A 13,832-nucleotide genomic window follows, 5' to 3' on the forward strand; every position below is an offset into this window, starting at 1 on the left:
CTGTATTTACAAGGCAAAACCGCATTTTATAAGATGTGATATAAAAAGTATCTATTTCACAAAAGAAAAACAATAAATTTAAACATTATAATATTTTAATTTTTGTGGTAATGATATGCAAACTTTTTAGGAGGGAAGATATGGATTGTAAAATGACTGATATTATTGCTATTATTTCAAGTATCATTGCTATTGGTTATTCAATTTATTCCATAATTACTAAAAGTTATATTCGTCAATACAACCTTGAAAAATTTGAACATTTTTCTTTAAATCAGAAGAAAGTTTGTATTGTTTTCAATTTTATTATGACACTTATAATTGGGATAAGTGGGGTGTATATATTGCTATTATACTTATTCTAATGGGATTGAAAGCATTTATGTAGCAAATAGCAAAATTTTATAAGTGAAACGAGGTACTCTATGGAAAAAAAGGAACTTATCAAACTATATTTACAAAATGTGGATAAAATGTTTGGATATGCCAACATGAACGCATATATTGATGAGCGATTAAAGAAGTATACGAAATACTGTCAAAGTAAAAAGCCAGAAGAACAGATTATTATATGGCTGAAATTATTGCATGAAAATTTCGGAAAAAAGATTGTTTATTTAGGAAGTTACTTAGCATTACAAGAAAAGGATATGAGCTATTTAAATAATGCGTTCAATTCGGCAGTAACATGGGGACAACTCACAATAACAAACAGCGGTTGCGACCATTCCATTCACGCTTGGAATATTTTACCACATATATTCTGTGCAAACCGCTTTCGTGACATTGAAAAAATATTTCCAAAAGAAAACGGACTTAGTAAGAATGCAGATTTATGAGTGGTTATAAGAAGTATCTGCCAAAAAGAAAACACCGATAAAGCCTGTAAAATAGGGATATATCGGTGTTATAAGAACTTATGAAAAGATAATTAGAAATTTATTTTATGTTTTAATGGACAAAACAATTGTCAAGGATGGATGGCTATATAGAAATGGATTTTTAAGGAAGAACTGTAAAATAAGATTAACGGATATTACCCAGATGAAAAGAAAAAAGAATTTATTTGGAGAAGCTCTTATTTTATATAAAAATCAGAAAAAAATCGCTAAAATTTCTGCCCGAAATAGAAATGTGGACTGGCTGCAAGTAAAGATTGCAGAAATAAAAAAGGATAAGAAGAAATTAGAACGTAAAAAATGAAAAATGTGAATCATATAGGGAGATTGAGTTTATGGATAATGTCATTAGATTAAGTAAATTTGTAAAAAATTTAGGAATAGTAACAACAGTTCTTTTTTTAATAATCGTACTGGTAACATTTGTTACAGGAAATATGGGGGTTGCGATATGTTTTATGCCTTTTGTATTTTTAGGTATTGCTTTAATTTTGGCATACAAGAAACAAATAATTGTAGTAAATGAAGATGAAATTGTATTTAGCTATCTGGTTAAGAAAACTCAGCATATAAAATATAATGATATTCGTTGTATTTTAATGATTCCATTAAATGGTAGAACAGATGTCATATTAATTGATAAGATGTACAATAGACTTGTTACTCTGGAGCAAGTGTATGTAAATTATGATATTTTATATGATACACTTATAAAACATGAAATAGATCTTGTGGATTTTGGTGAGTTAGTTGAACAGAACAAAGATGTATCAAAGTATGTACCTGCTTTAAACTGGATAGAAAAGAATTTCTATAAATCTATATGTAATGAGAATACAACTATCAAAAATATGTCAAAAACAATAGAAAAAGAAAAGCGTAAAAAAACAAAGCAATTTTTAAAAGCTTTAGGTTGGATTCTAATAATTGCTGATGCGGTAGCATTTTTTATTGGTGGCAAAACAATGTTAGTTATATTTATAATGGTTTTGATGATTACATATGCAGTGTATATAAAATATTATCCATATATATTTATAGAAGTCACCACAAAAAAAGGACAAGAACTGGCGTATCAATTACCATTTATGGGTGCAGCAATAGCAATGCTTTTATCCCTGAATACGAGTAAACTCTTTAATTATGAATTTGGAAACTATATGAAGATTACGGCAATTATTACTGCTTTACTTGCACTGCCATTTATTATTAAATCTTTAAAAACAGATGTACCACAGAAATTTGGACGTAAACTTTCAGTTGTATTTGCTGCTTTTATAATCGCATTTACAATTAGCTTCCCAATAAATTTTTTATTTACATTTGATGGGGCAACTCATGAAATTGCAATTGTAACAGACAAAAAGATTAGCAGTGGTAAAACTAGAGATAGAGAGTTATATGTAAGTTGTAATGGTAAAAGAGAAATATATACTGTTTCAAACAGTGAATATGAAAATACATCAATAGGCGATAGTAAAAGAATTTGTAGAAGAAAAAGTGCATTAGGATTGGAATATAGTACGATACATGATTAATATTTATTTAAAGATAAGGAGGGAATATATAAGATGAAAATATTGTTAGCAGTAGTTGGAGGATTATTATTACTGATATTCCCTTTTATAGTTATGAAAAAAGCAAAAGTAACAAAAGAAGAAAATACTGATGAAGCAAGGAAAAAATTTAATGTGTTTCTCATTTGTATGATACCTGTTCCTCTAATAGGCTTCATATTTCTTTTAATAGGGCTTAGAAGTTTTTTATAAAATTAAATAAAGGAGAAAAATGTTAAAAAACAATGATATATCAATACCAGAAGCCTGCTATGCAGATTTATGTAAGGTGGGTTTTTTTGAAAGAAAACAGGTTAAATTAACAATTATATGGAATGAAAAAATAAGCAGAAATAAACAAATACTTACACTTAAGAAGTTATATCCTGAATTAAATAAAGTGTCTACAGTTGAAAGCTATAAAATTACAAAAAAACGAAGAAATGGCAATTTGCAGAGATGGGATGGGGATTTGCTGTTGACTTTTCGCATAAAGCAGAAAAAGCGGGGATAAAAATATTGTTAGAAGAATAACTAAAAATCTTGCTAATGTATAAGTTAAGTAAAAAATAGAATGAAAAATAATCATATAGCAGAGGAGATTGGGTAATATGAAGGAACAAAAGAAATCTTCTTGGGGAGCGGTTCTGGTGTCATTTTTAAAGGAATTTCTATTAAACTCATTCGAAGCCCCAGGTCATCTTTATTATGATGAAAATTTAACTAATGAAGGAAAAAGAAAGAAAAATTATATTTGGAGGGTGCTTCTACTGGTGACTGCGGTAGGAGTAGCTTTGCTTCCTGTTATAGCTTGGAACATGTTTGTTCCAGATGTGCTATGGGCAAAAATAGTTACCGTTGTAGTGTGTGAAGGCTATGTTGTTTTTATAGTAAGTATGGAGATTATCCAAATAAAGGATGAGCTAAAGGAAGATATGTTAAAAATAGGGGGATATAAAATTACTCCCAAAGGAAGTATTTCCCTATTTAAAGAAATTGATTTTAAGATTGCTCAAACAGAGTATTCTTATACAATATTGATTTCTAAGAAACCTTTAAAATGGCTTTATAAGAAGTTTTATGTTACAATCTATGGAAGACATGGAAAAGTAAAAAAGATTGAATTGGTTCGAGCAGACAAAAAGTATTCTACGAAATATGAGACAATGAATGGTACAGTCTTAGAAAAGTTGCAAGAAGAAAATAATAGGTTTTTAAGGAAATGCTTAGGTACTCCCAGTAAAAAGAGTATGACAGGCGTCGAATATTATTATGAGTGGGGACAAATACAATCCTTCTATGATGATCGTTCTTGTCAAACAGGAATTGTAATTATGTTTTAAAATAAGGAATATTGTATCTCTTGCTTCCGTATGCAGAAAGATTACATCGGTACAGAGAAATGTGGTAGTGATACACCAAAGAACACAGGCGAAACCTTATATCTCGGTTCCACAAGTAGCGAATCTTTCAAAAGAGAGAGATGGGTAAAACTTCGCTGTTTATATAATAGTAGGGGACGATGTTTTATCCCCTGCTATTATACGTTTTTTAGCATGTTTTCACCAATATTGCTTGGTACCTAACCGATTTTTCAAATAACATCTGATTCCAAGATATACTCCCTGAGAAAGTACGAAAAGCAATAGAAGATTTACGGAAAGTGCTTTTTTAATTGCTTCTCCAAAATAAATGATGACAGCAGTACTTGTCAGTATCATCAGTAGAGTAATAACATCCCAACAGTTTTTCTTATATAATTCTATAACCTTTATTTCTATCAGTATCGCCAGTATCCCTGTCCCTGCCACACATATTCCGACAACCAATATCAGAAATAACCAATATACCATTCCGGCTATAAAAGGATTTGGAATTTTTGTGCTAATCTGTGCCACAGATTGCCCGGCATCAATTGTCCAACCGATAAAAGTTTGTAGGAATGACGCTGCATCATGGAAGAATGATTTACAATCGGAAAGGAACACATCGGACTGTACTGCCTGAAAAAGAGTGGTTGTCAGCGAATACCATGCAAGAAGGAACAAGGTTGTTTGGAACATTACCGTTTTTGCTTTATACTGTCCGGCAAGTCGCTCTTTTTGTGTTCCGTATTTCGCTTTTTCATTCTGATAGGCTGTCCGGTCACAGGATTCACATTTTTCATAGAGTACCGGCTTTTCTACCGGTATCTCTACGATTTTCTGATGTGTCCGGGCATAATCCCGTTGTTGTGTTAAACAGCGTATTTTATTTTGATATTCCCCGATCATGACGTTTGCGCTTCGCAGCTTCTCTTTCTCGTTCCGCAATGCTCTGTCTGCCAGCTTCAAGTCGTTCTTTAATGCTTGAATATTCCCGGCTCTGTTCTCTTTGTTTAATTTCTCGTTCAAGATCAGAGATTCGTTGAGCTGCGTCTTCAGTTCCACGATAAGCTGGTCTTTCTGTTCCAGTTCTTCTTGTATCTCCTCGGTCAGGAGCAGAAGCTCTTCCAACTGTTCGGCGTTCTTTAATTCTCTGGATTCGTTCATCTATATCACGTCCTTTCTCTATCTGCTGTTCCAGTTCAGCAATTCGTTGTTATCCTCTGCTGATTTGGTCGTTTCAATCAATACGCTACATTCTTCCATCGTAATTCAGCCCTTTCTTTTTAATTTTGAATATGAAAAAAGCAGTCGATCATAAATGAAAGACTGCTTTAAATCATATCCTTTATTGCTTTGTGTGGAGATTTAACTGATTGTCTATGTCCCGTCCGGCATACATTACTCTAAGTATTGTTACAACTTTTTTATCGCTGTCTGGAATATAAAGTACCACATAATTGTCTACTGGTAATACACGAAGTCCACGACTTTTCCACGGTTCTTTTTCATATTTTCGATAACGCTCCGGCATCGTATCCAGACTTAATATCTGTTCTTCCAGACGGTCAAGCTGTCCGCTTGCATTTTCCGGCGATTGTAATTCAAAAGAAATATATTCAAAAATCCCTCTCAAATCACTGTCAGCCTGTTCGGATAATTCTACTTCATATATCATAAGCCATAATCCTTGCGAATGTCAGCAAATGCTTTCTTCGCATTTTTTGTCCGTCCAGCCTGCATATCCGCATATCCTTTCTCCAATTCTTCATTGAACTCTGCTTCTGATAATGTGCTGATATCAACCGGTCTGGCAGATGGTATTTTTACTTCAAACGGAAGTCCTCTCTGTAAGATAATCTGTTTATAAAACATATTGATAGCACTGGAAGCAGGGATACCAAGTGTAGACAGGATACTTTCTGCTTTTTCTTTGACATCTGGTTCAATCCTTGCATATAAATTTGCTGATTTTGTAGCCATATAAAACATCTCCTTTCGTGAGTAGTATTTCCATCTATCTTTATTATATGCAAATGTCCGCACAATAGCAATACTATTTTTATGCTCCAATAATCTTATTGAATAACTGTAACAATACATCTTTTACGCCGGACGCATTGAATACAAGACCAACGGCTACTAAGGCAACTACCAAGAATCCGATAAGTTTGGAAAACTCACGCTTACAGGATAATCGAACTACTGCATACTAACCGCCACAGGGAACTCCTAATCCCTTGCCCATGAGGGGAAGAATAGTTTATCATATTGTAAATAAATATAAAAATAATATAAAAAGTTTTTGTGTTTTTAAATGATTTGTTAAGGTTAGTTGTTTATATATAGAGAAGAATAATTAAGAGAAAAGTGATGGATATGATACAAGACTGGATGATAATAAACAAAATTAAGATGGGAGATCCTGATGCATGGGATATTTTAGTACATAAATATTATGATAGTGTGTATTTTTATTGTGTTCGCAGATGTTATGGAGACTGCGATATAGCTTCTGATTTAACACAGGATATTTTTTTAAAATTGGTAGAAAGTTTACCTAGATACCGATTCATAGGAAAATTTCAAAATTATCTATACACTATGGCTGTCAATACTTGCAATAATTATTTGAAAAAAAGACATATTGAGCAAATAGAACTCACAGATAATTTTACAACTGATTTAGACACTTCATTGATTGATGAAATATTACATGATGAGAGAAAAGAAACGGTTCAAAAAGCACTTGATTTACTTCCTGAAATACAACGAGAGGTTGTGATACTACGGTATTATCACGATTTAAAGGTAAAAGATATTGCGACAATTACTGGCGTGGGGGTATCTACTGTACAGTCACGTATTTATCAAGGCCTTAGAAAATTAGAAAAAGTTTTAGAAAGAGAGGAATTTTATGATGGATAAAAAAGATATTATATCGAAATTGGCTGGTTATAAATTAGAAGGTGATATAGAAGGACGTGAAAAAATCATCGAATTAGGATATGAAATAATGATTAGACTTAGAATGAGTCGACATTCTTACTTTGAGCTATTCCTGTCAACTTTTCGCTTCATACATGTTCATACTTGGATAATTCAATTATTCATTTTTCTATCAGGGATAACTATGGCATTAAATTTTAAAAATTTACAGCCGATAAGTGAAATAATGTTATGCATCACAGGTGTAATATTCATTTCGGCTTTATTTTTTATAGATGAATTATTCAAAAGTTTTACTACAGGAATGTGGGAATTGGAACAGACATTCAAATATGATTTGCGACAACATATTATGATGAAATTATTGATTTTTGGCATTATTGATATGGTAATTGTTATTTTGCTTTCTCTTATGACTAAATCTATAGTATCTTTGCCTTTGTATCAGATATTAGTCTATGTACTTGTTCCATACAATATTGTTTGCATTATTTTATTTTCGCTTATAACTATATGGAGAAAGCAATTACATAATTATTTCCTATGGTGTATATCGGGAAGTATTTGTGTCGCAGTTATTTTAATTGCAAATATCTTTAAAATATATGAAATTCGAATGCTTTATTGGGGAATAGCATATTTCATTACAACGACAATATTAGGGATTATCTTATATTCTCAAACTAAAATAATCAAATGGGAGGTAGCTTCAGTATGGAATTAACTATTAATAATATAACAAAACAATATGGGAATGTAACTGTGCTTGATGATGTGTCGTATCGATTTACTCCTGGAATTTACGGAATATTAGGTGCTAATGGGGCGGGTAAAACAACTTTATTTCGTATTATTTGTGGACTGATGAGAGCAAATTGTGGAAATATACAATATGACCATAAAGATATTGCTCTGCAAGCAGAATATTATCGCTCGATTCTTGGATTCTTACCACAAGATTTTCGATACTATCCTGATTTTACAGGATTAAATTTTATGATGTATATCGCTTCATTGAAAGGCTTAAATGGGAAAATAGCAAAAAAGAGATGTTTAGATTTATTGATTCAGGTTGGCTTAGATGATGTGAAAAATAAAAAAATCAGAAAGTATTCTGGCGGAATGAAACAGAGACTAGGTATCGCTCAAGCAATGATCAATAATCCGGAAATTTTAATATTAGATGAACCTACGGTAGGGCTTGATCCCAAAGAGCGAGTTAAATTTAGAAAACTGATAAGTTCGTTTGCATCAGAAAAAATAGTATTATTGTCTACACATATTGTATCAGATATAGAATATATAGCAGATGAAATCATTATTCTAAAAAAAGGTAGAATTGAAAATACAGGCACAATAACATATTTGTTGAAAGATATTAACAAGTGTGTATGGGAATGCCTGGTTCCAGAAAAAGAAGTAAATCGAATTGAGCAAGTATATACAGTAAGTAATCGTAAATATGGAGAAGACGGAGTTGTTCTTCGACTTATTTCAAGGGAAAAACCTTTTGCAAATGCGAAACAAGTTGATCCGGTTTTAGAAGATTTGTATTTGTTTTATTTTAGAGAGGGGGAATGAGAGTATGACATCGCTAATTAAGTTTGAACTTGGGAAAATATTGAGAAACCGAACTGTATTTGGTGGGATTGTTGTAGGATGCTTAGTCCTTCTGGGGATTTTTTTTGTTGGGTATCACTATTCACAGCTATCAATGAGTGAAGCGAGTAATAAGAAAAAGGGGTTTGAAAAGAGCCTCGATGTAATAATAGATGAAAAATATTCTGGAGAGTTTACAGATGAAAAAGTTAAAATGATTCTGTCTGATTCTATGAATAATTTCCAAGAGAATGAAGAGCAAAAAGTTGTTAATAAGCCTTTTTATCCATTTTATTGGGAAATGGGAGATACTTTTTTTTCAAAAGATGCCGAAAATGTTTATTCAGAAATGATTGAACAGGTTAATAAAGGCCAAAGATTAACAATAGAAGACGTGGATTTATATTCATTGGACGAGGCTGGATTTAAAAAATTTGATACTCCTTTGACATTAGGAAATTATGTTCCATGGACAGATTTATATCGAGTACTTGGATATATATATGCTCTTTTGTCCATAATTACAATATTGGTATCTTCCATAGTGTTTTCAGATGATAATTCTAAAAATATCAATCAGATTCTGTTAGTTACAAAATATGGAAGAAACAAAATGATATTTGCTAAATTGATTGCGACAAGTATTATTACAGTGAGTTTATTTATTATTTTTCAATTGGTCAACATAGGTGTTTTCTCTACAATGTATGATATGAGCGGATGGAATTCAGACATACAAACAAATTTGTCGTTGGGGTTATTTGACTTCCCTTTGCAATATAACCATATTCAAATATACTTTTTAATTCTTGTCATGCAATTAGTTGGTATTGGATTTGTTGAGAGTGTAACATTGTTAATATCAGCTCTTATGCATTCATCTATGTCAGTATTAGCTGTTTCATTAGGGGTATATATATTACCATTATTGCTGGTGCAAATGATAAAAACAGGGGTAGGTAACAAAATTTTGTATTTGTTTCCAATAAATAATTTGAATGTACAAAATATATTAGGTATTCTATATTCAAAAGATGCTTTTTTCTTCCATTCCTTCTTCATTAATATAGGATTTATATTTATTTTTCAGCTCTTAATACGAGTAGGGATGCAACTATATTGCTTTATTTATATTAAACATTGGAAGTTTTAATGATTTTTTCAATGAAAATGCAATTGAAGAAAAAATATGATATCATGTGAGTAACAAATCGGAATTTAAAGGAGCGATAATCTATGAATAAAAACGAACAATGGCTAAAATGGGCAGTAGAATTACAAGCTATTGCTCAGGGTGGTTTGTTTTATGGAAAGGACAAATTTGATATAGAACGATATGAAAGAATCCGAGAAATTTCTGCTGAAATGATAAGCTATAAAACTGAAATATCTACAGAAAAAGTTCAAAATTTATTTTGCAGTGATGTAGGATATCAGACTCCTAAAATAGATACAAGGGCTGCGATTTTTAAAGACGGGAAAATATTATTGGTTCATGAAGCAAATGGTACTTGGTCATTACCGGGAGGTTGGTGTGATGTCGATATTTCCGTAGAGGAGAATACAATAAAGGAGGTCAAAGAGGAATCAGGACTTGATGTTACTGTAAAACGTGTGATTGCTGTTCAAGATAGGGAGAAACATAATCTTCCAATATATGCGTATAAAGTATGTAAGATTTTTATGCAATGTGAAGTGACGGGCGGTCAATTTAAAACGAATATTGAAACAACAGGTTTTGATTATTTTGGAATTGATGAGCTTCCAGAACTTGCAGAAGAAAAGAATAATAAAGAACAAATTGCGATGTGTTTTAATGCAATGCAATCAGAAAAATGGGAAGCTTTATTTGATTGACTTCCGGTTTTCTAAACTGACAACTTCTAGTTTGTTGAATTAAAAATGAAATAAAGTTCCAGTAATCATAGAGTGTATGGATTCAATTCCATATGCTCTTTTTCTTTACTTAATTTCATGAAAAATGTAAAAATCTAATGTTACGAGTTGCATTAAAGAAAACTCGTAAGAAAAAAGTAAAAAAATTTGCTTTTGACCACTGTAAAACATGCTCTGAGCGTTTCGTTATATGAAGGGATAATTTTTCTTTCATATTTCAAAGAAAAGAGGATAAAGAAATGTCAGAAAAAAGATGTTATACAGTTCAAGAGTTACAGGAAATCTTAGGAGTCAGCAGACCTACTATTTATAACCTTTTAAAGAAAAAGGAATTCCGGTGGATCCAGTTGGATGGCGGAAAGTATCGCATCTCTAAGAAGAGTTTCGATGACTGGCTCGATAACTTGGAACAATAAAAAACAGGGTGTTGATCAGGCAGATTTTGTCTGCAATCGACATCCTAAATTTTTATCTGGATTTGAGATATGATATAAGAAAAAAAACTAACACTAAAAAAGACAGGAAGTGAAGAATAAATGGCAACAGCAATTATGAAACAAAAAGAAGTTCCGGAAATGGACGATGTTGAAGAGATCATTTCAAAGATATCAGAAGACAGTCCTTACAAACGGCGTCCGACACAAAAGAGAACCTGGATGACCGTGCCGGAAATGGGAAAGCTGCTGGGATTAAAAAAGACAGATCGATACTGGCTGGTGCATAAAAATGTTTTTGAATCTAAAGAGATTGCTGGAAAGATACGAATCAATATTGCCAGCTTTGAAAAATGGTACGCCAATCAGATTAAATACCATAAAGTTACCGGAGAAGAACCAGGGAAAGAATTGAAATCCTGGTCCTATTCCGTTAAGGAAGTTGCGGATCTGTTGGGTGTTGATGAGTATCTTGTTTATGATTTACTCAAGAAAAATCAAATGGAAGCTGTTATTGTCGATTACTGGAAACGAATACCAAAAGAATCTTTTCAGAACTGGTATAAAAGCCAGTCCCGGTATCGAACAAAGGAAGACAGAAAAAAAGACGCTCTTCTGGAAGATGCAACAATTACGATGCCTGAGATGGCACAGCTGCTTGGAACAACCAGAAGCGCAGTATATACAATTCTTGATAATCCAAAGTATAGTCATTTTTTTGAATTCATTGTGATTGCAGAAAAGAAAAGGATCACAAAAGAGAGTTTTCGAAAATTCCTGGAAGGTCAGGATCGGTATAAGCTGGATCCATCGAATGATTATGAAGAACTTGCACAGGAACAAAATATTGCCCTGGCTAATTTCCGGCGGAAGAAATTATCACAGACCGGAATACGAGGAAGCAATGGAAATATAAAGTATCTTACTTTTGATGAAGCTTCCTATCTGGCAAAGGTCAGCAGAAGCATGATTAACAAGTGGGCGGATAAAGGAAAGTTCACAGTAATAAAAGTTGGCAGTCGAGTTAGGATCCGTCGGGATGAATTTGAGGACTGGATGGAGCAAAGAGATTTGGAAAGGAGTATGCAATAATATGGCATCTATAAGAGAACGAAACGGAAAATTTAATGTAATCTATTCTTATACGAATGAAAAAGGTGAGAGGAAACAGAAGTGGGAAACCTATGAAACGAAAGCCGAAGCAAAGAGAAGAAAAAAAGAAATTGAATATAAAAAAGAGATGGGATCATTTGTCGTCCGTAAATGCAAAACACTGGACGAGCTTATTACAGAATATGTTGCACTTTATGGCAAAGAAAACTGGGCGCTTTCTACATATGAAGGAAATGTCTCTCTTATCAATAACTATATTCTTCCGATCATTGGTGATACGAAACTCTCAGAGATCAATACCCGTTTCATCGAAAGATATTATCAGAGTCTTTTGAAGAGACGTGCAGTTATCAATCCATTGAATAAAACCAGTCGAAATGAATTTGTATCTTCCAGTACGGTCAGGGATATTAATAAGCTGCTTAGAAACTGTTTTGAACAGGCAGTGAAATGGGAGTTGATGGAGAAGAATCCTTGCACCCATGCGACTGTACCAAAACATAAATCACAAAAAAGAGACATCTGGACAGCGGATACATTGATGTATGCGCTCAGTGTCTGTGAAGATGAACGATTAAAGCTCGCAATTAATCTATCTTTCTCATGTTCCCTGCGACTTGGTGAGCTGCTTGGTCTTACCTGGGATTGTGTAGATATTTCTCCTGAGGCAATTGAAGAAAACCGTGCATATGTCTTCATCAACAAAGAATCACAGCGTATAAGAAAAGAATCTTTAAATGCATTGGATGGAAAAGATGTGTTGTTGGTATTTCCGACAAATCATAAGAAGAATTCTACGGTCCGTATTCTGAAAACACCGAAGACAGAAAGTAGTGTACGTAAGATATTCTTACCAAAGAGTGTCGCTAATATGTTGGTAGACTGGAAAGTTGAGCAAGATGAAATGAAAGAAATTCTTGGTGATGAATATATGGACTATAACCTGGTTATGGCAAGTACCTTTGGTCTTCCTCTCGGAGATGGAGCAATCCGTGGTCCTTTAAAGAAACTGATCGAGGACTATAATCTCCCACCGGTTGTATTTCACAGTTTCCGTCATAGCAGCGTTACTTATAAGCTGAAATTGAATGGTGGAGACATCAAGGCGGTACAGGGTGATTCCGGCCATGCTCAAGTCAATATGGTTACGGATGTGTACTCTCATATCCTGGATGATGACCGAAGGAAAAATGCAGAGCTTTTTGAAGAAGCATTTTATGAGAAAAAGAATCTGGATCCACAGATGCATGTACAGCTGGAAAATAATAATGCACCTGTTGCTGATGAAGTCGATCCGGAACTTCTGGCAAAAGTATTGGCAAATCCGGAGATGCGGGCGTTGCTCAATTCACTGGCGAAGACGATGAAGTAATTAGTCTATCTCCATCATATCTATTGGAATCTCCATCATTTGATGATGGAATGATGGAGATTCAGTTACAAAAAAGGTTACAGATATTTTTACTGAATAAAATTTGCCAGTCAAAAACGCATGGACAAACCGTCTCGTATGCGTTATATTATTTATAGACAAGAAAATATCTTGTGCTTTCGATAGGAAGTTTAATTGAATACTGTTTACCATGATCGAACGTACGAAGCATGGTGGTCATATAACAGATGTCGATGGTAATATCAAGGCATTCCCCAATTATTAGCTGGAGCAAACAATCAGCTAACTTTCAGAGCTTTACAGAGCTTGACAGAGGGGGTATTCAGAATAACTCAAATTGAATCGGAAACAGTTTTTAATAGTGTCCCATATGGGTTTACCTTACCTCAGATTGACAGAGAGTGACAATAGGTTGGAGCTCTCCTAAGCGAGGGGTCGGAGGTTCAAATCCTCTTGGCGACGGGCTTCAAAGCGTTCGAAAATGTTAGCTGGATTAGCTGACAACGAACGCTTTTGTTATTTTCAAATCACGTTCGTGACACAAAATTCCATTCAAAATGATCAATTTCCAGCTAACGCAATCCGATTTTTGTTAGCTGACAGCTAATCAAAATTACCGGTTTGCAAAC

The 13,832-nt window shown here is 33.3% G+C and carries 17 protein-coding genes and 1 pseudogene; 14 read left to right on the forward strand and 4 right to left on the reverse strand.

Annotated features, from left to right (window positions below; all coding sequences use genetic code 11):
- Nucleotides 1–425: 425 nt before the first annotated feature.
- The 6 genes from OCV72_RS14530 to OCV72_RS14555 all read left to right on the forward strand — a co-directional run bounded on the left by OCV72_RS14530 (nt 426) and on the right by OCV72_RS14555 (nt 3,798).
- The gene (locus OCV72_RS14530; protein ID WP_005334777.1) at nt 426–839 is read left to right on the forward strand and encodes a hypothetical protein; all 414 of its coding nucleotides are present in this window, start codon (nt 426–428) and stop codon (nt 837–839) included.
- A 205-nt stretch (nt 840–1,044) separates the two neighbouring features.
- Nucleotides 1,045–1,203, forward strand: coding sequence for a hypothetical protein (locus OCV72_RS14535; RefSeq protein ID WP_226901469.1), 159 nt, complete (start codon nt 1,045–1,047; stop codon nt 1,201–1,203).
- Between the two features lie 31 nt (nt 1,204–1,234).
- A complete protein-coding gene (locus OCV72_RS14540) occupies nt 1,235–2,437 on the forward strand; it encodes a hypothetical protein (protein WP_005334774.1) in 1,203 nt (400 codons plus the stop codon).
- Nucleotides 2,438–2,470: 33 nt separating this feature from the next.
- The gene (locus tag OCV72_RS14545; protein WP_005334773.1) at nt 2,471–2,668 is read left to right on the forward strand and encodes a hypothetical protein; all 198 of its coding nucleotides are present in this window, start codon (nt 2,471–2,473) and stop codon (nt 2,666–2,668) included.
- Nucleotides 2,669–2,687: 19 nt separating this feature from the next.
- A complete protein-coding gene (locus OCV72_RS14550) occupies nt 2,688–2,969 on the forward strand; it encodes a hypothetical protein (protein ID WP_055057068.1) in 282 nt (93 codons plus the stop codon).
- Nucleotides 2,970–3,066: 97 nt separating this feature from the next.
- Nucleotides 3,067–3,798 (forward strand): hypothetical protein, encoded by a 732-nt coding sequence (locus OCV72_RS14555; RefSeq protein ID WP_005334769.1) that lies wholly within the window; start codon nt 3,067–3,069, stop codon nt 3,796–3,798.
- 219 nt (nt 3,799–4,017) lie between these two features.
- Here OCV72_RS14555 and OCV72_RS14565 read toward each other — a convergent pair whose 3' ends face one another.
- From OCV72_RS14565 to OCV72_RS14580, 4 genes and pseudogenes are all read right to left on the reverse strand, one after another.
- On the reverse strand, nt 4,018–4,728 hold the full coding sequence (locus OCV72_RS14565) for a DUF6040 family protein (protein ID WP_008369915.1): 711 nt from the start codon (nt 4,726–4,728) through the stop codon (nt 4,018–4,020).
- Nucleotides 4,706–5,032 (reverse strand): annotated as a pseudogene (locus tag OCV72_RS14570) (MobA/MobL family protein); the annotation flags it as partial. The pseudogene OCV72_RS14570 and the gene OCV72_RS14565, both read right to left, overlap by 23 nt.
- Nucleotides 5,033–5,167: 135 nt before the next feature.
- Nucleotides 5,168–5,497, reverse strand: a complete 330-nt coding sequence (locus OCV72_RS14575; RefSeq protein ID WP_005334765.1) for a type II toxin-antitoxin system RelE/ParE family toxin — start codon at nt 5,495–5,497, stop codon at nt 5,168–5,170.
- On the reverse strand, nt 5,494–5,802 hold the full coding sequence (locus OCV72_RS14580) for a type II toxin-antitoxin system RelB/DinJ family antitoxin (protein WP_028087852.1): 309 nt from the start codon (nt 5,800–5,802) through the stop codon (nt 5,494–5,496). Before OCV72_RS14580 ends, OCV72_RS14575 begins: the two co-directional genes overlap by 4 nt.
- A 390-nt stretch (nt 5,803–6,192) precedes the next feature.
- Here OCV72_RS14580 and OCV72_RS14585 point away from each other — a divergent pair, with 390 nt between their 5' ends.
- From OCV72_RS14585 to OCV72_RS14620, 8 genes are all read left to right on the forward strand, one after another.
- Nucleotides 6,193–6,747: an RNA polymerase sigma factor gene (locus OCV72_RS14585; protein WP_005334762.1), complete on the forward strand. Its 555-nt coding sequence runs from the start codon at nt 6,193–6,195 to the stop codon at nt 6,745–6,747.
- Nucleotides 6,737–7,492, forward strand: a complete 756-nt coding sequence (locus tag OCV72_RS14590) for a hypothetical protein (protein WP_055057091.1) — start codon at nt 6,737–6,739, stop codon at nt 7,490–7,492. The genes OCV72_RS14585 and OCV72_RS14590 overlap by 11 nt, the downstream gene beginning before the upstream one ends.
- Complete coding sequence (locus OCV72_RS14595; RefSeq protein ID WP_055057092.1) at nt 7,483–8,349, forward strand: ABC transporter ATP-binding protein; 867 nt, start codon at nt 7,483–7,485, stop codon at nt 8,347–8,349. Before OCV72_RS14590 ends, OCV72_RS14595 begins: the two co-directional genes overlap by 10 nt.
- Nucleotides 8,350–8,353: 4 nt before the next feature.
- Complete coding sequence (locus OCV72_RS14600) at nt 8,354–9,520, forward strand: ABC transporter permease subunit (RefSeq protein WP_055057093.1); 1,167 nt, start codon at nt 8,354–8,356, stop codon at nt 9,518–9,520.
- Between the two features lie 83 nt (nt 9,521–9,603).
- Nucleotides 9,604–10,224 carry an NUDIX hydrolase N-terminal domain-containing protein gene (locus OCV72_RS14605; protein WP_005334860.1) on the forward strand — a complete coding sequence of 207 codons (621 nt, stop codon included), beginning with the start codon at nt 9,604–9,606 and terminating at the stop codon, nt 10,222–10,224.
- Between the two features lie 278 nt (nt 10,225–10,502).
- Nucleotides 10,503–10,679 carry a helix-turn-helix domain-containing protein gene (locus tag OCV72_RS14610; protein ID WP_003864535.1) on the forward strand — a complete coding sequence of 59 codons (177 nt, stop codon included), beginning with the start codon at nt 10,503–10,505 and terminating at the stop codon, nt 10,677–10,679.
- 120 nt (nt 10,680–10,799) lie between these two features.
- On the forward strand, nt 10,800–11,789 hold the full coding sequence (locus OCV72_RS14615; RefSeq protein WP_044954635.1) for a helix-turn-helix domain-containing protein: 990 nt from the start codon (nt 10,800–10,802) through the stop codon (nt 11,787–11,789).
- Nucleotide 11,790: 1 nt separating this feature from the next.
- The gene (locus OCV72_RS14620) at nt 11,791–13,182 is read left to right on the forward strand and encodes a tyrosine-type recombinase/integrase (RefSeq protein WP_172675683.1); all 1,392 of its coding nucleotides are present in this window, start codon (nt 11,791–11,793) and stop codon (nt 13,180–13,182) included.
- Nucleotides 13,183–13,832: the final 650 nt, after the last annotated feature.

The organism is Dorea amylophila (assembly GCF_025567265.1).
GTDB lineage: Bacteria > Bacillota > Clostridia > Lachnospirales > Lachnospiraceae > Dorea_A > Dorea_A amylophila.

Bases quoted from the DNA above. Each gene is read 5' to 3' on its own strand.
- OCV72_RS14530 (WP_005334777.1), top strand. From the start codon at position 426: ATGGAAAAAAAGGAACTTATCAAACTATATTTACAAAATGTGGATAAA.
- OCV72_RS14535 (WP_226901469.1), top strand. From the start codon at position 1,045: ATGAAAAGAAAAAAGAATTTATTTGGAGAAGCTCTTATTTTATATAAA.
- OCV72_RS14540 (WP_005334774.1), top strand. From the start codon at position 1,235: ATGGATAATGTCATTAGATTAAGTAAATTTGTAAAAAATTTAGGAATA.
- OCV72_RS14545 (WP_005334773.1), top strand. From the start codon at position 2,471: ATGAAAATATTGTTAGCAGTAGTTGGAGGATTATTATTACTGATATTC.
- OCV72_RS14550 (WP_055057068.1), top strand. From the start codon at position 2,688: ATGTTAAAAAACAATGATATATCAATACCAGAAGCCTGCTATGCAGAT.
- OCV72_RS14555 (WP_005334769.1), top strand. From the start codon at position 3,067: ATGAAGGAACAAAAGAAATCTTCTTGGGGAGCGGTTCTGGTGTCATTT.
- OCV72_RS14565 (WP_008369915.1), bottom strand. From the start codon at position 4,728: ATGATCGGGGAATATCAAAATAAAATACGCTGTTTAACACAACAACGG.
- OCV72_RS14575 (WP_005334765.1), bottom strand. From the start codon at position 5,497: ATGATATATGAAGTAGAATTATCCGAACAGGCTGACAGTGATTTGAGA.
- OCV72_RS14580 (WP_028087852.1), bottom strand. From the start codon at position 5,802: ATGGCTACAAAATCAGCAAATTTATATGCAAGGATTGAACCAGATGTC.
- OCV72_RS14585 (WP_005334762.1), top strand. From the start codon at position 6,193: ATGGATATGATACAAGACTGGATGATAATAAACAAAATTAAGATGGGA.
- OCV72_RS14590 (WP_055057091.1), top strand. From the start codon at position 6,737: ATGATGGATAAAAAAGATATTATATCGAAATTGGCTGGTTATAAATTA.
- OCV72_RS14595 (WP_055057092.1), top strand. From the start codon at position 7,483: ATGGAATTAACTATTAATAATATAACAAAACAATATGGGAATGTAACT.
- OCV72_RS14600 (WP_055057093.1), top strand. From the start codon at position 8,354: ATGACATCGCTAATTAAGTTTGAACTTGGGAAAATATTGAGAAACCGA.
- OCV72_RS14605 (WP_005334860.1), top strand. From the start codon at position 9,604: ATGAATAAAAACGAACAATGGCTAAAATGGGCAGTAGAATTACAAGCT.
- OCV72_RS14610 (WP_003864535.1), top strand. From the start codon at position 10,503: ATGTCAGAAAAAAGATGTTATACAGTTCAAGAGTTACAGGAAATCTTA.
- OCV72_RS14615 (WP_044954635.1), top strand. From the start codon at position 10,800: ATGGCAACAGCAATTATGAAACAAAAAGAAGTTCCGGAAATGGACGAT.
- OCV72_RS14620 (WP_172675683.1), top strand. From the start codon at position 11,791: ATGGCATCTATAAGAGAACGAAACGGAAAATTTAATGTAATCTATTCT.